Here is a 17,650-nt window from a genome sequence, read left to right on the forward strand (position 1 = left end):
TCAGTTTATCCTAATATTACATATTTCAAAAAGTAGACACTAAAGAAAATAAGAGAAAAAGATGCTAAATACAATATAATCTTGTATAATTTATTCCAAAGAGGAAGGGCTAAACCTTGTCCTACAAAGCCAATAAAAATATACCATACAAAATCAGAAAAGATATGGCCCACATAAAAACTTAAAATTCCCAACATAAAAAAACTCCTTGCTTGTCCGAGAAAAGTTACCCCTACTGTAACCCACCATATCAGCCAATAAGGATTTGATAAAGAAACAAGAGCTCCGGCTAAAGGAAGGGGAATTTTTATAGGATCAGAATTCTTTAGCTCTAAACTACTTTTTTTAATAAGTGATATAAATAGAGATATACCCATATAACTCAAAAATATACTTCCTAAAAAAGTAAAAATTTTTAAAAAAGTCGGATCTTGAAGAAAAGGTTGTAAACCTAAGAGCAGAAGTATAATAAGAACAGCTTCCAACATAGCATGCCCAAAAACTATTTTGATAGAGTCCTTCCAACCTTTAAGGCTACACTGTGTAATTACCATTGTCATCATAGGACCAGGAGCTGACGCCCCTGAAAATCCTACTACAAAACTAGTGATGAATAAATTAAATACAACCATTCTTCACACTCCATTCTATATTTAATCTTCTAAAATACTTCTTCATATTATCTAAAAAATTCTCTTCCACTTTTATAAGATGAGAATCACATTTACAGTCTGATGATCCAAAGCGAGGAACTTTCTCTCCATCTATCAAAGATGCAATCTTACATTCCCATTCTTTACAAAGATGATCATTATATAAGGCTTCTCTTACTCTAACAAAAGGAGATTCCAATAGATAGTCAATATGCCAATATAATTTTTTATTTTTACTAAGATGCCTTTTTATTCTTTTCTCCATACTATTTTGTGCTGATCCTACATAGATATAAAGGCCCCTATTAAATTTTATAACTCCAAGTCGCCCTACCCTACACTCTATATCTTTTTCTACCTCAACAACCAAAAGATATATTCCTTTCATAATTAAATTCTAATAACCTTATAAGAATTTGGTTCCAATCTGATTTTCATTTCTTTATCCTTATTTACTAATGTTACCTCAGTTCTATAGGATAAAAAGGACTCTAAAATACAATAACCATTATCATACAAAAACATTCCTATTTTTTCATCTCCTTTGAAATAAATACCTAATTTATTCAAAAATATTTTTCTTATTTCATTAAGTACCTCTATGGGTAACAGATAAATATCTGAATAATTATCGGGAATATTTAAAACATAGATCCTTCCCTTTCCATAAAAATCTCTGAGAAGAATAGGAAAATTATTTTCTCCATTAATTCCTACAATTATTGGCCAAGAAGAATTAGTGTGATACTCAATAATCGGGAAAATAATTTCCTTACGAGAATATACATATTTACTAAAACCAGTCATAGCAGGATCTATAGCAAATAAACTTAATAATACTTTTTTATCTGTATATTTTATTGATGTAAAATCCTCCATATTTCTACCCAATCTTCTCAAAAAACCAGATGTAATGATCACATCTCCACCACTAAGAAGAAAACTTTTTATTTTATTTAAAATTTCCTTATCTTCAGCAGAATTTTCAGGTAAAAATAAAATATTTGCATCATTTGGAAAATAAGGTGTAGGATCAAAGGGTATCCCAATCATTCCTAAATAAGAAGAGAGATGATTTTCACCATCAGAATGAAATGGATGATAAACCTTAACACCAATTGGGTTTCCTAACTCTGAAAGATATTCATCCAATTTCTCAAGCTCTAAGGAAAGGGAAGGAATAAAAGTTGATCTCCTTAAAGAACTAAAATCAAAAAGAGTAATTTCTTTAGCTTTAGAGAAAAGAGTAAGATGCGCTTGTTCTATATACTGATTTAAGTTACATTCAAAAGAATCAAACCATCCTCCTTTATTTTTCCCAGGCTTCACATTTTCGAACCATCTCATTAAATAATAACTTAAGTAACGAGGAAGATGTTGTTGTGTATATTTAGGATCTCTCGTCTCTGTCCCGGTATATAACTCATCAAAAATATCTTTTTGAGATTCAGGATTATAACCATTTTGATGATATGAATCTATCCAATTAGGATATTTTATAATCATATTAACCCTTGGATTTACTTTCTTAGCTGGTCCTACCACATAATTTTGAGATATCTCCGCCATTAAGTTAAGTCTATATTCTTTCCATGATAATTTTCCTTTTCTTTCTATACATTCAGGACAAGAACAACTTGTAAAATAAAAATCATCAAGAATAACCTCATCAAAAATTGAAGCAGTATACTCTACAATTTCTCTTAACCTATTTTTCAATATTTCGTTGGAATAACAAAATGTATGAAAAATTCTCAAATCATGAACCAGATCACCAGGAAGATCTATCGTAGTTGTGATTCCTCCCGATGTTTTAATTCCCTTTTTATCAAAAAACTCTTTTATTTCAAGAATTTTCTCCATAGGAACATCATCCTTTCCTCTATGAGTTTCCAGATATACTTTATTTATTTTTAAGTATCTTTCAAAAAAAGCAAAATCTTCCTCCAATTCTCTTAAAGAAACTTTATTTAAAAATGGGGCAGTACAATATATGGCCAGAGAAAAATTCTTATACATACTTAACCTCCCACAAATTCATAAATAAAATTTAAAATTTATTATTTCGTTATTATATTATTGAAAATAATTACCCACAATATATAATAGTGAATAAAATTTATATAGATAACTTACTTTCACTGAGGAGGAAAAAAATGGATTTAAAAAAAGTAAAAAATGAGGTAAAGAAACACCTTACAGAGAAAATTATACCTTTTTGGACAAAACTCATGGATAAAGAAAATGGAGGATACATAGGATATGTTTCTTTTGATTTAAAGAAAGACCCTTACGCTCACAAAAGCTTAGTTTTAACTACAAGAATATTATGGTTTTTTTCTGCTGTATACAATCTTACAAAAGAAGAAGATATTATTCCTTATATGAATCACGCTTACAACTTCTTAATACAAAAGTTTTGGGACCATAAAAACAAAGGTTTTTATTGGATGGTAGACTACAAAGGAGATCCTGTTGACAAAAGAAAACATATATATGGGCAAGCTTTTAGCATCTACGCATTATCAGAATTTTATAAATCCACAAAAAAGGATGAAGCTCTTAATATTGCATTGGAAACTTATAACCTCATAGAGGAAAAGTGTAAAGATGAATATGCTTATATAGAAGAGTTTGATGAATATTGGAATCCAAAGGAAAATAAAGCTATCAGTGAATATGGAGTAATAGCTGAAAAAAGCATGAATTCCCTACTTCATATATTGGAAGCTTATACTAATCTTTATACAACATGGCCTAATGAGAATCTTAAGAAAAATATAGAAAATCTTGTAATAATTTATAAAGATAAGATTATTAACCCAGAGACAAAACATTTAGGTGTTTTTTTTGATAGAAAATTGATTCCTATAATTGATGCCATTTCATACGGACATGATATTGAAGCAACCTGGTTATTAGATGAAGCTTTAAAATATATTGATGATACTAACCTTAAAGAAGAGATTAGTAGAATAACCTTAGAGATTGCTGAAAAAGTGTTAGAAGAAGCCTTTGAAAATGGTAGTTTAATTAATGAGAAAGTAAGAAATATCTTAGATAAAAGTAGAATTTGGTGGGTTGAAGCAGAAGCCTTAGTTGGTTTTTTAAATGCATATCAAAAATCAAGGGAAGAAAAATTTTTAAATGCAGTAATAGTACTTTGGGAATTTATTAAAAATTATATGGTAGATCAAAGAACAGAAAGTGAATGGTTCTGGAAGCTTGATGAAAATTATATTCCAGCTCCTATGCCTATAGCAGAACCCTGGAAATGTCCTTATCATAATGGAAGAATGTGTATAGAAGTAATAAAAAGAATAGATGGAGACTAATCTTTTTAGAGCATTAAAGAGCAGAAATTACAAGTTATATTTTACTGGTCAAGCAATCTCTCTTATTGGCACATGGATCCAATCTACAGCCTTGAGTTGGTTAGTTTATAGATTAACAAATTCATCAGTTTTATTAGGCACTATTGCTTTTTTATCCCAAATACCTAATACCTTTTTATCACCGATTATAGGTGTATTTTTAGATAGATTTAGTAAACATAGAATTCTCATAATAACCCAATTTTTACTTATGTTACAAGCTCTTATTTTATCTATTCTCACTCTTACAAATCAAATTCAAATTTGGCATATTCTTCTATTAAGCCTTATTTTAGGTATTTTTAATTCTATTGATGCTCCTACAAGGCAATCCTTCGTTATGGAGATGGTGGAAAGAGAAGAGGATCTAAGTAATGCTATTGCATTAAACTCCTTTTTATTTAATAGTGCTCGCTTAATAGGGCCAAGCATTGGAGGTTTTCTTATTTCATTTCTTGGGGAAGGAATATGCTTTACGATAAATGCAATTAGTTATTTAGCAGTTGTTATTGCTCTACTTTTCATGAGAGTAAAACCAATAACCTCAACAAGAACTTCCCATCTCGTTTCTGAACTAAAAGAGGGATTTTACTATGTCTTTAAAACATTAGTAGTAAGACACATTTTAATATTTATTGCATTATCAAGTTTACTTTCAGCAGTCTATAGTGTATTATTACCTATCTTTGCAAAAGATATACTGCATGGAGGCCCTGAAACTCTTGGAATACTAACTAGCTCAATAGGTGCAGGAGCGCTTTTTGGCGCTATATTCCTTGCAGGAAGGCAAAAAATAAAGGGTATTGAAAAAATTATAGCCCAATCTTTTGGTACAGCAGGTTTAGGCCTTTTAGCTTTTTCCTTATCAAGAAATTTATATTTATCCCTTTTATCATTATTCATAACTGGATTAAGTTTTATGCTTATTAGTGTTTGTAGTAATACATTAATCCAATCTATTATTGATAACCACATAAGAGGGAGAGTTATGAGTATCTATGTAATGTTCTTCATGGGAGCTATGCCTATCGGTAGTTATTTAGGAGGATACCTATCCAAGTTCGTAGGCCCAGTGTACACAATCCATTTAAGTAGTGTCTTATGTTTCGCATCTTGCATCTTGTATACTCATCGTCTCATCTCATTGAGATCCTATATTTATGAAATATTAGAAAAGAAACACCTAAATTAAGTGATTAAAAACTCTCCTTCTTTAAGTTCAAAACTAAACTCTTTTTTAAAAGTTTTAACAATAATCTTCTTTATAGAACTCTCATATCCCTTCTTTAAAAATTTTATACCTAAATATTGATTACCATCTTTCATAAATGTATAAAATTCAATCAAATTGAACTCTCCCTTTTCATAATTCCATGAGACTCCATCATCTTCATAATACAAAAACTTTCCTTCTCCTTGAGTAATTTTTAAATAAAGATTTTCTTGTTTCTTTTCTCCCACATAATTTTGCACATTCCACATAGGAATAATACTTCCCTCTTTTAAGAATAAAGGAATCCTATTTAAAGGAGCAAAAACTTTTATAATACTTCCCCCTCTATACCTTTTTCCAGTATAAAAATCAAACCAAAAACCCTTAGGAAGATATACCTCTCTTTCTCTTTTGCCCCTTAGGTATACTGGAGCTACAAGGATAAATGGACCAAACATAAATTCATCCTCATGAGATAAAACTTCTTCATCTTGGAATTCTAAAATAAAACTCCTAATTAATGGAATACCCTTTTCCTTTGCCTCATAAAACAAAGAATAAATATAGGGAATCAATTGGTACCTAAGATTAATATATTCTTTAGTAATTTTTTCTATTTCTTCTCCAAAACTCCATGGTTCTTGATCTCTTGTATTCTTAGCAGTATGTATCCTAAAAAAAGGATAGAAAACACCCAGCTGAATCCATCGTATAAAAAGCTCTTTCTCACAATCTCTCCAAAAACCCCCCACATCTTCACCAACAAAAGGAACTCCAGAGATCGATAAATTTTGAAGAGTTACTATACTGGAATAAAGATTCTCCCATGTACTTTTGTTGTCACCACACCACACTGCTGAATATTTCTGTATACCTGAAAAGCCAGCTCTACTCAATATAAAAGGTCTTACCTCTTTATTAATCTTTCTAAACCCCTCAAAAGTTGACTTTGTCATCAAAAGCCCATAAACATTATGTACTTTATTATGTATAAAAATTTCATCATCACCATGTACTACATCTTGAGGTAATGTCTTTTCTTTTATTTGCTTAATTCTTTCTTCAAAATTTTTAGCCTTAAATGGATCTGGAGGTTCTTTAAAATGAAAAACATGAAACAATAATTTCATCATGTAATAGCCAAATTTAGAAAAATTGGAGGGTTCATTCATGTCATTCCAAAAACCATATATACCGTTGTCTATAAACCATTTATGTTTTTCGCCCCACCATTTTCTAACCTTCTCCTTGAAAAAATCTGGGAATACTGTTTTCCCAGGCCATACATACCCTACAAAAATTTCTCCCGTTCTTTTCTTGCAAAAAAGTCCATCCTTTAACCCTTCAATATAAATCTTATACTTTTTATCTACCTTTATCCCAGGATCTATAATAATAACAACCTTAAAGCCTAATTTTTTTAAATCCTCAATCATCTTTTCAAAATTAGGAAACCTTTTTCTATTAACCGTAAATACCCTATAACCTTCCATATAATCAATATCTAAATATAAAGCATCACATGGAATATTCTTTTTTCTAAACAATTCAGCAATTTTATAAACCTTATCCTCTGAATCATAACTCCATCTGGATTGGTGTAAACCTAAAGACCATAAAGGGGGCATATAGCACCTACCTGTAAGATAAGTATAATTCTCTATAACTTCCTTAGGTGAAGGGCCGAATATAAAATAATAATCTAATTCATCATCTTCGGTAAAAAAATAATAGTAATTTTTACTTTCAAATCCCATATCAAAATAACTAAAAGCTGTACTATCATAAAAAAGCCCATAACTCAAATCTGAGTATGCAAGAAAAAAGGGATGGGATTGATACAATGGATCTCTCTCAAATTCATGATTTGGCTCATCTGTATTCCAGTTTATAATCTTTTTACCCTTTTTATTAAGCGACCCCAACCTTTCTCCAAATCCAAGAAAAGCTTTCTCTCTTCCCATCTCTTTATATGAATATATACCATTCCCTTTCTTAACATAACCCAAATCCATATAATCAGAGATTATTAAATTACCTTTCCTATCATATATTTGTATTTTACTTGGATTTTTATATATCCTAATATCCAAATCTGAAGTTAAAAAATAATGAGCCCTATTGTCCTCCCTATGTTCACAGTCGACTTCTTTAAATTTTTCCAGGTTAACGCAAAAAGAATAATTCTTCTTCCAAATTCTATCTTTTGAGAAATGAAATCTCACTATTTTGGAGGTTATAAATTCAATCTTGAGAAGTTCATTATTATATTCAACAATCTCCATATTCGTTAAATACCCCCTAAGGATATTCTTTGTAGTTTAGTTTAATATATTTTATAAAAAATAAAAAGGGGAGAAAATTATACTTTCTCCCCTTTCATTCAATAATCTTATTTATTGACCAATTAACCCATTTCTACTGTTACCTGATGAATTTTTCCATCATTAAAAACAGGTAATAAATTCCCTTCTATCTCTTTTCCATCCAATAATATTCTTTTAATACCTTTCGAGACTCCTTTACTATTTTCTATCTTTATATCATACACAGCACCCCTGAATTTTCTAACCACTCTAAATTCTTTCCAATCAGGAGGGATACAGGGATCTATTCTGAGACCATCATAATCCGGTCTTATACCCAATACAAATTGGGATATTAACACAAAAGCCCAAGATGCAGTACCAGTAAGCCATGAATTTTTACCTTCCCCATGTCTTTTAGCATCTTTTCCAGCTACCATTTGACAATACACATAAGGCTCCATTTTATGGATCTCACTTTCATCCTCAAAATATGCGGGTGTAATCTTCCTATATACCTCAAAGGCTCTTTTTCCTCTACCTATTACCGTCTCTCCTATACCTACCCAAGGATTATTATGGCAAAATATTCCTGCATTTTCCTTGTATCCTGGTGGATAAGAAGAGATCTCGCCCAATTCTATATAATATCTGGAATAAGCTGGCTGTTGTAAAACCATACCATATTGGGTATCTAAATACTTAATACAAGAATCTAAAGCAGATATAGCTCTCCCATCTTCTACTCCAATTCCTGCCATAGTACATATACCTTGAGGTTCAATAAATATCTTTCCTTCTTCACATTCTTTGCTTCCTACTTTTCTACCAAAGTAATCATAGGCCCTTAAAAACCATTCTCCATCCCATCCATACTTGTTAATCGCTTCAATCATTTGCTTTCTTGCTTCTTCAGCCCACTTAGCCTCTTCTTCCTCTCCCATTGCTTTACACATTCTTATATAATCTGGTGTAGCATATACAAAAAGCCCTGCTATAAATACTGACTCTGCAGTACCACCTTCTACATTAGAGGTAGTCTGGAAAGATTCATCAGGGGTTTTTGAGAAACAATTAAGATTAAGACAATCATTCCAGTCTGCTCTTCCTATAAGAGGCAAACCATGTGGTCCTAAATTATTTGTTACATGATGATAAGCTTTCTTAATATGTTCAAATAGTGTACCTTTCCTATTCTCATCATTATTATAAGGAATTATTTCTTTTAATATATTAAAATCCCCAGTCTCTTTTATATAAGCTCCTGTGGAAAGAATAATCCACAAAGGATCATCATTAAAACCACTTCCTATATCATTGTTCCCTCTCTTTGTCAATGGTTGATATTGATGATAACAACTCCCATCTTCAAACATAGTTGAAGCAAGATCCAAAATTCTCTCCCTTACTCTATTTGGAATCATATGAACAGAACCTAAGATATCTTGATTTGAATCTCTAAAACCTATTCCTCTACTTATTCCTGATTCAAAATATGATGCGCTTCTTGCCACATTAAAGGTAATCATACATTGATACTGATTCCATATATTAACCATCCTTGAAAGAATTTCATCATCATGATTAATTTGATATTTTGATAATATCTCGTCCCAATACTCTTTTAATTCTAAAAAGGCATTATCAACAGATTTTACATCTTTAAATCTTTCTATCATTTCATAAGCTCTTTTCTTGTTAATTACCCCTGGCCTTTCCCATTTTTCCTCATCAGGATTTTCAACATAACCTAATATAAATACAAAATCCTTAGATTCCCCAGGTTCTAAATTAACCTCAATATAATGAGATGCAATAGGTGCCCATCCTTCTGCCACTGAGTTAAATGCCCTTCCTTCAACAACAGCTCTTGGTTCATCAAAACCATTATACATACCTATAAATGTATCTCTGTCTGTATCAAAACCCTGAATTGGAACATTTACAGAATAAAAAGCAAAATGATTTCTTCTCTCCCTATATTCCGTCTTGTGATATATGACTGATCCTTCTACTTCTACTTCACCGGTAGAAAGATTTCTCTGAAAATTAGTTTGATCGTCCCAAGCATTCCATAGACACCATTCCACAAAAGAAAATAGCTTTAAATATCTCTTAGTATTAGAATTATTTTTTAATGTCAATTTATGTATCTCACCATTAAACCTCAAAGGTACAAAAAAAAGTATTTCAGCCGAAATTCCGTTCTTCTCCCCCAATATCTTTGTATATGATAGTCCATGCCTACACTCATATTTATCTAAATCCTTCTTCGTGGGCTTCCATGATGGATTCCAAAAATCTCCATCTTCCCAAATATAGAAATATCTTCCACCATTATCCAAAGGTACATTATTGTACCTAAATCTTAATATTCTTCTAAGCCTTGCATCCTTGTAGAAACAATAACCTCCTGCTGTATTTGAAATTATGGAAAAGAAATCCTCAACCCCCAAATAGTTAATCCAAGGAAACGGAGTTTGAGGGGTTGTTATAACATACTCCCTATTTTTATCATCAAAATATCCAAATCTCATTTTTAATTCTCCTCCTTTATCCCATAATTACTATTATCTCATTATCATCTTTCAAATCTTCTTCTAAAATAAAATTACCCTCAACCTCTCTTCCATTGAGGTTAATAGCTTTCACACCCTTCTGTACCCCATTTGGATTTTCCACTTTAATCCTCAATTTTTTACCCCTAAAGACTTTCTCTATATAAAATTCTTTCCAATGAGATGGTACACAAGGATCGATCACTATACCGTCATAATCAGGCTTAATTCCAAGTATTCCTTCTACAGCAGCTACCATCATGCTGGAGGCAGTACCAGTTAACCAATGAACATGTGCTCTCCCATGATAAGGACTATCCTTTCCTTCCACAAACTGACAATGGACATAAGGCTCTGCTTCCCTTATCTCTGCTTTATCATTCATATTGGCTGGATTTACTTCTTGATAATATTTGAAGGCTCTATCTCCATTACCAAGAATGGTCTCTGCTTTTATAAGCCATCCTTGGGGATGGCAGAAAATTCCTGCATTTTCCTTCATACCTGGATTGAAGAGAATCATTCTAAATACAGGAAATCCCCAAGTCCTTACAGGTGGATACATAATCATAGCTCCATAGTCAGTATTAAGTATTTTTTCCACATTATCCATTGAAATCTTTGCTTGTTCTTCTGTAGCCACCCCACTTAATACAGCCCAAACCTGTGGATTAAGCCAGAAACTCGCCTCATTGTTATTCTTAGACCCTATAACTTCATCTCCTATAAATCCTCTTACAAACCTGTCTCCTTCCCAAGCATATTTCTGTATGTTTTCATATAATTTAAGGGCTTCCTTTTCAGCCCATTCTACATCTTCTTTTTTACCTTTTCTTTCAGCAAACTCAGCAAATATCTTTAGTGCAAGATACAATTGCATGGATGCAAAAACTGTCTCTCCTTCTTCCCCAAGTCTTAAAGTATCATTCCAATCAGCATCTAATCCAAAAGTCAATCCGTGCTTACCTAATTTACTAAGAGAGAATAAAATACCTTTTCTTAAATGTTCATATACTGTATCTTCCCCATAATCAGAATAAGGTATTACTTCATCCAAAAATGCCAAATCTCCAGTTTCTTTAATGTATTGCCTTATGGTAATATACAGCCACAAATGGTCATCACATCTATATTCAGTGTATCCAGTTCTCTTTACATAATACGGATTATCCAATGATAAGCCTTGATTAGGTTTAATCTCATAATCAAAAAATACTAAAGGCAAAGCTACCCCTTTAGATGTTTGTCCCGCTAACATAAGTCTTAACCTTTTCTTTGCCTCTTGTGGTTCAAGATGAATTATTCCTTGTATATCTTGTACAGTATCTCTATATCCGTATCCATCCCTTTGCCCCACATAAATCATAGAGGCAGCTCTTGACCAGAAGAAAGTAATAAAACATTGATATGCATTCCATATATTAACCATAGTATCGAAGTTCTCGTCTGGAGTCTTAACTTTAAAGCCTTCAAGTTTTGATTGCCAATAATTCTTAAGTTCATTCCACTCCTTTTCAACTATACCTTTTTCTTTATATTTTGCCATGACCTGTCTACCTGTAGCTTCTGCTCCTTGACCAAGTACATATATTACTTCTCTTTCTTCTCCTGATTCTAAATCCAAAACAACTTGAGTACCAGCACAACTATTTTTACCATAATTTAGACTATTACTACACATTCCTCTTTCCACTGCAATAGGATTTGAGTAATCTCTATAACTTCCTATAAATATGTCTCTGTCACCATCATAAGAAACAACTTTCTCTCCAATCACTCCAAAAAATCTGTTAAATCTTCTACCACTTATTCCTTCTTCTTGAGGTATAACTCTACCAATCTCTGAATAATTTTCATTTATTGTCTGTATTATAAGATTATCTTTATAATAGGTTTTAGATATATAAAGGGTATATTGCATATTTACTAAATCTTGCGTTTCATTGGGTTCATTTGTAAATTCTGCATAACTAAAAAGGGAAATCTTTCTTCTTCTTCCACTATTATTTCTAACTTTTATTGCCCATACTTCATATAGTTCATTTAAGGGGACATAATATAAGGTCTCAGTTTCTATACCATCGTATTTTGAAGTTATAATCGTATAAAGAATACCATGTCTACATATAGATTCATACTTTGATAAATCTTTTTTTACAGGAAGCCAAGATGCGGACCAATAATCTCCATTCTCCATATCCCTAAGATATATATATCTTCCAGGAGCTGTGGTAGGTGGAACATTGAATCTTCCTCTTAATATTCTTCCGCTTGCCCCTGATTTGACGAAACTATAACCTTGAGCGTTATTAGTAATAATAGCTCCATATTCTAAAGATCCAAGATAATTAGTCCATTCCCTCGGAGTATCAGGCCTGGTAATAACATATTCTTTTCTCTCACTATCAAAATAGCCAAATCTCATGAATAAACCCCCTTATCTATTTAATTTTTCATAAACTTTATTAAGAAACCAGTTATAATTTCATCAAGAAACTTTTACTTAATATGTATAGTACAGACTTAGATAGCATATGTCAATAAGGGTATTAAACTAATTATAAAAAAGGCTGGAAAGATAATTTAATATCCTTCCAGCCCTTAAAAAATACCTTTTATAAAATTAAAATTTTATTACGATCTTGCCTTTTTAATTTCCTCTATATAATTTTTTGCTCTCTCTGTTAATATTTCGAATTTTTTCTCTGCAATAACCTTTTTATCTACCAAATTTCCCCCAACTCCTACAAAACAGGCACCAGCCTTAATGAATTCTCCCACATTTTCTAAACTTACTCCTCCTGTAGGAGATATTCTAATATATGGCATAGGTCCATGTATAGCTTTTATATATTTAGGTCCTAATGTATCTGCGGGAAAAAGCTTTACCACATCCGCTCCTTCTTCCCAAGCAGTTAATATCTCTGTAGGTGTATAAGCTCCAGAAACAGCTATTTTATCATACCTATGACATAAATTTATAATTTCTTTCTTTAAAACTGGAGAAACAATGAAATCTGCACCAGCGAGAATAGCCATTCTTGCAGTTTCAGGATCTAATACTGTACCCATACCAACTATGGCTTCTTTGCCAAGAGCCTTCTTCACTTTTGGCAAATATTCTATAGCTAAAGGGACTGTCATTGTAATCTCTAAAGAAATAACTCCTCCGTCATATAAAGCTTTAGTCACATCCAATAAATCTTCGGGAGAATCTGTTCTTATTACCGCCACTATTCCACATTCTATCATTCTTTCTAAAATATCATATCGCCCCATAATAATTCCTCCCCTTACCTTTTAGATTCCCTTATAATTTTCTCTACCGCTTTAATCCACTTATGATTAGGATCATCATTAATAATTGACTCCCTTATGTCTCCTGCAAGTATCCAGAGATAGTAGAGTTGGTATCCAGGAGCAGAAACTACAGGATGATACCCTCTGTTTATTAGGAGTAAGGAATTATCTTCTATCAAATAAACATTATCTATATCCCTTTCAGGTGTATAAACCCTTTGCAACCCAAATCCATTAGGAGGATTTAATTTATAAAAATATACCTCCTCCATCTTCACCTCTTCAGGATAATTATTGGTATCGTGCTTATGAGGTGGATAGCTGGACCAATTACCTGGAGGATTTATAGTCTCTCCAATTAATAACCTTTTTGCCTTTATTCTCCTATCAATAATATCCTTTACATCTCTCCTCCAATTATGTACTCCCACATCTCTAATTATCACGTCCCCAGGTTTGATTAATTTTACCTCTTCATCTGTTTTTACCCTTGTTTTGCAGATAGCAACCTCTATATTTTCCAAAGCTTCAATTTTCACCTCTTTATTATTAGGTATATAAAGTGCATAAGCATTTCCATCGAAAACATTTCTTCTTGCCCCTAAATTATCATATTTTATATCATCTATAGTTACATTAAGTTTACCTGTCAATATAATAAGGCCAATTTCATAATCTTTTGAATTAAAAGAATAGGAATCTCCTTTCTCTCCTTTAAATATATCTAATTCTATGTATTCCATTTCACCTGGTTTCACAAGGGAGTTTAAGCCTTTCTCAAGAATAACCTTTCTAAACATATTTACTCCTCCTTTTTTATCACTAAAAAATAATAGAGGCATTATTGAATGATATAATGATTAACTTTTTTTGTCAAGAGTAAAAATACAGCAAGCGTTTATTAAATCAATATTAAAAAATTAAGGGATTCCCCCTATAAAGGAATCCCCTAATAATGAATTTTTTGTTTATTATAAAATATTTATTGCAAATAATTAGACAAATGAAGTTCTAAATATAGATCATCATATCCGTAAGTTGTAGGATCCCCGTCACTATCTTTACTTCCTGAAATCTTCAAGATAGGATCATTGGTATTATCCCCAACAACAGAAGAAGATGCAGAAATCATAAGTTTATTATCTATATTTATATTATTTTCAAAGTCAACATATATAGCATAAATAGAAAACTTTCCGGTTAAAACTGGGAAATTGTTAAAATTACTTAATTTAACCACACCTACGTTTTCTAAAGACATTGTCAGTCCAATTTTATTTACTTTATTTGGATCTGTATAACCATATAAATAATAAGAAGATCTCAAACTTACAGGATAAGCACCATCAATACCATTTTTTATGTCCTTATTAAAAATAAAATACCCTTCTATACGCGCTCCCAACACTTGATTATTTAATTGAGAATACCCATCTAATACATATTCAAGTCTCTTTACTGAAGAATAATATCTTACTTTTAGGTAACTTCCAGTATCAATTTGTAACATATACCAACCATTAGCATCTGGCCCTTGCCATTCATTTGTAGGCTCAATTGTTATTTTCTCGAGTGGAGTCTTTATAGCTTCTTTTAATGACATGGATTTGCTAATCATTAGATTATTAAAGCTTCTACTAATTGGTGATACCAGTGAACTTCCTTGATTAAAAACAACACTTGGTATGTCCATATAAATATCTATGTTCTTGGCGTAATCCGAATCAGTATTAATTACAGTAGCATAAATATTGTTTAGTTGATCTTGGGTTAAATCTTTATCTGGTTGTGGCTCCTGTTTTACACAACCTGAAAGAAAAATCGCAAGGATGGCTATTAAGATTAATATCAAACATTTTTTCATGAACAATTAATCCTCCTTCCCCAAAATTTTATACATTATTATTATAGCAATATATCTTAAAGGGTGTATTAAAAAATTTTCAATTCCTAAAAACTAATTGTTGATATAATAAAATACACTTACAAAATTAATTTTAATTTCTTTAGGAGGTATATAAAAAAAGATGTGTAAAAAGATAACTTTTATTGGGGCTGGAAGTCTTGGATTTACAAGAAATTTAGTACGTGATCTCCTTACCTTTCCTTCTTTTCAAGATGCTCATATTTTTTTAATGGATATAGACGAGGAAAGATTGAATTATTCAAAATTGATGGTAGAAAAAATAGTAAAAGCTGGAAATTATCCTGCAAAAGTATTTGCCACATTAAATAGACAAGAAGCATTAGATGGAGCTGATGCAGTCATAATAACTATTCTCGTTGGTGGAGTACAAATTTGGAGACATGATATAGAAATACCTAAAAAATATGGTGTAGATATAAATGTAGGAGATACAAGAGGCCCCGCAGGAATTTTTAGGGCTCTAAGAACTATTCCTGTAATGATAGATATTGCTAAAGACATTGAGAAACATTGCCCAGAAGCAATAGTTTTAAACTATACAAACCCTATGGCAATGCTCATAAGAGCAGTACAAACAGTTTCTAAAATTAAAATCGTAGGACTATGCCATAGCGTACAAGGAACGGCTGAAATGCTTGCCCGCTGGATAGGAGCACCTATGAATGAAATTACTTATTTTTGCGCTGGAATAAATCATCAGGCCTGGTTTTTGAAATATGAATGGAAGGGAAAAGATGCCTATCCTCTTATTAGAGAAGCAATTTTAACAAGACCTGAAATTTATAAAGAAGAAATTGTAAGAAACGAAATGTTTTTACAATTAGGATATTATGTCACAGAATCTTCAGGGCACAATTCGGAATACAACCCTTGGTTTAGAAAAAGACAAGACCTTATTGAAAAATATTGTCTTCCAGGTACAGGATGGAATCCAGGAGAATGGGGTTATATATTAAAAGAATATCTTAAGAGAGAGAACACTTGGAGAAAAGAGGTTAAAGAGTGGATTGAGAAAGAACCAATCAACCTTGAAAGAGGGCATGAATATGCTGCATATATATTAAATGCTATTTTAGGCGATGGGACCATATTCGAATTTAATGGTAATATTAGGAATTTTGGTCTTATTGATAATTTACCTTATGGGGCTTGTGTAGAAGTACCTATTATTGCGTCAAAAAGAGGTTTCGATTCTATAAAGGTAGGTAATCTTCCACCTCAGGTTGCTATCTTAAACTACATAAACTCATCTTGTGAAGAATTAGCTGTAGAAGGATCTCTTGAAGGTGATCCTAAAAAGATATTCTATGCAATAGCTTATGATCCCCTTACATCAGCAGTTTTATCCTTAGCTGAAATAAAACAGATGGTAAAAGAGATGTTTGAAATTAATAAAGATTATCTTCCTCAATTTAAAAATTTTGAGATATAAAAAGGTAAAAAGATATGAACAAATTGTTAGCTTTAGTATCTGTAATAATATCTTGCCTCTTCTGGAGCATCTCTTTTTCTGTTTCCAAAATACTTCTAAATGAATATTCTCCTTTTGAACTATCCTTTATAAGATTTTTTCTTGCCTTTATATTTTCTGCTATTCTTTTTTATCCAAAGATTAGAAAAACTCCTTTGCATTGGAAATATCAAAAACCTCTATTTATAGCGGGAATGTTAGGGGTCACATTATATTTTGTCTTTGAAAACTCTGGTTTAAAATATACCGACGCTTCAGAAGGAGCCCTTATTGTGGGCTCCTTTCCTGCCTTGGGATTAATTGTAGAATTTCTCACCTCAAAAGAAAAAATACCAATGAATAGATTATGGGGTGTAGTACTTTCCATAATTGGAGTATTACTGATCATAGGAGATTCTGGAATTAACTTAAAATTTAACAATTTATTTGGTGATATTCTTGTACTTCTATCAGGGGTGATGTGGGTAATATACAATTGGGAAATAAAAAAGGTTAATCATCTTTACTCCCACGAAGTAATAACTACCTTCCAAATGCTATGGGGAACCCTTTTATTTATTCCTTTTTTAACCTTTACAAGAATGCATATAAAAATTAATTTTCCTATTTTCTTATCACTTTTTTATTTATCATTCTTTTGTTCCGTATTAGGCTACCTACTTTACAACTATGGTTTAAAACATCTTTCTGTAAGTCAAGTTGTAAATCTCTTAAATTTAATTCCACTTTTCGGAGCTATTTGGGGTGTAATTTATTTAAAAGAGACCTTAAGTTTTTTAAAAATTATAGGCGGAATATTCATTATCTCAGGCGTTAGTCTATCATCTAAAAAATAATAAGAGCCTACC

General features: G+C 31.6%; 13 protein-coding genes. 4 read left to right on the forward strand and 9 right to left on the reverse strand.

The features are described from left to right. Nucleotides 1-5 precede the first annotated feature (5 nt). Genes ACY3IT_RS08690 through ACY3IT_RS08700 form a run of 3 tightly spaced genes read right to left on the reverse strand, consistent with a single transcriptional unit; the run spans nt 6 to nt 2,672 of the window. On the reverse strand, nt 6-632 hold the full coding sequence (locus tag ACY3IT_RS08690; protein ID WP_463082549.1) for a LysE family transporter: 627 nt from the start codon (nt 630-632) through the stop codon (nt 6-8). Next, the gene (locus tag ACY3IT_RS08695) at nt 619-1,041 is read right to left on the reverse strand and encodes a GIY-YIG nuclease family protein (protein ID WP_463082550.1); all 423 of its coding nucleotides are present in this window, start codon (nt 1,039-1,041) and stop codon (nt 619-621) included. Before ACY3IT_RS08695 ends, ACY3IT_RS08690 begins: the two co-directional genes overlap by 14 nt. Before the next feature lie 2 nt (nt 1,042-1,043). Further along, nucleotides 1,044-2,672: a permease gene (locus ACY3IT_RS08700; protein WP_463082551.1), complete on the reverse strand. Its 1,629-nt coding sequence runs from the start codon at nt 2,670-2,672 to the stop codon at nt 1,044-1,046. Between the two features lie 137 nt (nt 2,673-2,809). Here ACY3IT_RS08700 and ACY3IT_RS08705 point away from each other — a divergent pair, with 137 nt between their 5' ends. Continuing rightward, complete coding sequence (locus tag ACY3IT_RS08705) at nt 2,810-3,988, forward strand: AGE family epimerase/isomerase (protein WP_463082552.1); 1,179 nt, start codon at nt 2,810-2,812, stop codon at nt 3,986-3,988. After that, nucleotides 3,978-5,219, forward strand: a complete 1,242-nt coding sequence (locus tag ACY3IT_RS08710; protein ID WP_463082553.1) for an MFS transporter — start codon at nt 3,978-3,980, stop codon at nt 5,217-5,219. The genes ACY3IT_RS08705 and ACY3IT_RS08710 overlap by 11 nt, the downstream gene beginning before the upstream one ends. On the opposite strand, the gene ACY3IT_RS08715 is transcribed toward ACY3IT_RS08710, so the two are convergent. The 6 genes from ACY3IT_RS08715 to ACY3IT_RS08740 all read right to left on the reverse strand — a co-directional run bounded on the left by ACY3IT_RS08715 (nt 5,216) and on the right by ACY3IT_RS08740 (nt 15,268). Continuing rightward, entirely contained in the window at nt 5,216-7,525 is a 2,310-nt protein-coding gene (locus ACY3IT_RS08715; RefSeq protein ID WP_463082554.1) for a glycoside hydrolase family 31 protein, read from the reverse strand. The two genes, ACY3IT_RS08710 and ACY3IT_RS08715, sit on opposite strands and share 4 nt — an antisense overlap. Before the next feature lie 122 nt (nt 7,526-7,647). Next, nucleotides 7,648-10,083: a GH36-type glycosyl hydrolase domain-containing protein gene (locus ACY3IT_RS08720; RefSeq protein WP_463082555.1), complete on the reverse strand. Its 2,436-nt coding sequence runs from the start codon at nt 10,081-10,083 to the stop codon at nt 7,648-7,650. A 16-nt stretch (nt 10,084-10,099) separates the two neighbouring features. Continuing rightward, nucleotides 10,100-12,529 carry a GH36-type glycosyl hydrolase domain-containing protein gene (locus ACY3IT_RS08725; protein WP_463082556.1) on the reverse strand — a complete coding sequence of 810 codons (2,430 nt, stop codon included), beginning with the start codon at nt 12,527-12,529 and terminating at the stop codon, nt 10,100-10,102. Between the two features lie 209 nt (nt 12,530-12,738). Beyond that, nucleotides 12,739-13,383: a bifunctional 4-hydroxy-2-oxoglutarate aldolase/2-dehydro-3-deoxy-phosphogluconate aldolase gene (locus tag ACY3IT_RS08730; protein ID WP_463082557.1), complete on the reverse strand. Its 645-nt coding sequence runs from the start codon at nt 13,381-13,383 to the stop codon at nt 12,739-12,741. A gap of 14 nt (nt 13,384-13,397) precedes the next feature. Next, entirely contained in the window at nt 13,398-14,204 is an 807-nt protein-coding gene (gene iolB / locus ACY3IT_RS08735) for a 5-deoxy-glucuronate isomerase (protein ID WP_463082558.1), read from the reverse strand. A 182-nt stretch (nt 14,205-14,386) separates the two neighbouring features. Continuing rightward, complete coding sequence (locus tag ACY3IT_RS08740; protein WP_463082559.1) at nt 14,387-15,268, reverse strand: lipoprotein; 882 nt, start codon at nt 15,266-15,268, stop codon at nt 14,387-14,389. A 163-nt stretch (nt 15,269-15,431) separates the two neighbouring features. On the opposite strand from ACY3IT_RS08740, the gene melA reads away from it, so the two are divergent. Both melA and ACY3IT_RS08750 read left to right on the forward strand, forming a co-directional pair. Next, a complete protein-coding gene (gene melA / locus ACY3IT_RS08745; RefSeq protein ID WP_463082560.1) occupies nt 15,432-16,763 on the forward strand; it encodes an alpha-galactosidase in 1,332 nt (443 codons plus the stop codon). 14 nt (nt 16,764-16,777) lie between these two features. Beyond that, a complete protein-coding gene (locus ACY3IT_RS08750) occupies nt 16,778-17,638 on the forward strand; it encodes a DMT family transporter (protein ID WP_463082561.1) in 861 nt (286 codons plus the stop codon). The last annotated feature ends 12 nt before the right edge of the window (nt 17,639-17,650 follow it).

It is taken from the genome of Dictyoglomus sp. GBS (genome assembly GCF_055179815.1).

Bases quoted from the DNA above. Each gene is read 5' to 3' on its own strand.
- ACY3IT_RS08725 (WP_463082556.1), bottom strand. From the start codon at position 12,529: ATGAGATTTGGCTATTTTGATAGTGAGAGAAAAGAATATGTTATTACC.
- ACY3IT_RS08730 (WP_463082557.1), bottom strand. From the start codon at position 13,383: ATGGGGCGATATGATATTTTAGAAAGAATGATAGAATGTGGAATAGTG.
- iolB (WP_463082558.1), bottom strand. From the start codon at position 14,204: ATGTTTAGAAAGGTTATTCTTGAGAAAGGCTTAAACTCCCTTGTGAAA.
- ACY3IT_RS08705 (WP_463082552.1), top strand. From the start codon at position 2,810: ATGGATTTAAAAAAAGTAAAAAATGAGGTAAAGAAACACCTTACAGAG.
- ACY3IT_RS08690 (WP_463082549.1), bottom strand. From the start codon at position 632: ATGGTTGTATTTAATTTATTCATCACTAGTTTTGTAGTAGGATTTTCA.
- ACY3IT_RS08750 (WP_463082561.1), top strand. From the start codon at position 16,778: ATGAACAAATTGTTAGCTTTAGTATCTGTAATAATATCTTGCCTCTTC.
- ACY3IT_RS08695 (WP_463082550.1), bottom strand. From the start codon at position 1,041: ATGAAAGGAATATATCTTTTGGTTGTTGAGGTAGAAAAAGATATAGAG.
- melA (WP_463082560.1), top strand. From the start codon at position 15,432: ATGTGTAAAAAGATAACTTTTATTGGGGCTGGAAGTCTTGGATTTACA.
- ACY3IT_RS08715 (WP_463082554.1), bottom strand. From the start codon at position 7,525: ATGGAGATTGTTGAATATAATAATGAACTTCTCAAGATTGAATTTATA.
- ACY3IT_RS08710 (WP_463082553.1), top strand. From the start codon at position 3,978: ATGGAGACTAATCTTTTTAGAGCATTAAAGAGCAGAAATTACAAGTTA.
- ACY3IT_RS08740 (WP_463082559.1), bottom strand. From the start codon at position 15,268: ATGAAAAAATGTTTGATATTAATCTTAATAGCCATCCTTGCGATTTTT.
- ACY3IT_RS08720 (WP_463082555.1), bottom strand. From the start codon at position 10,083: ATGAGATTTGGATATTTTGATGATAAAAATAGGGAGTATGTTATAACA.
- ACY3IT_RS08700 (WP_463082551.1), bottom strand. From the start codon at position 2,672: ATGTATAAGAATTTTTCTCTGGCCATATATTGTACTGCCCCATTTTTA.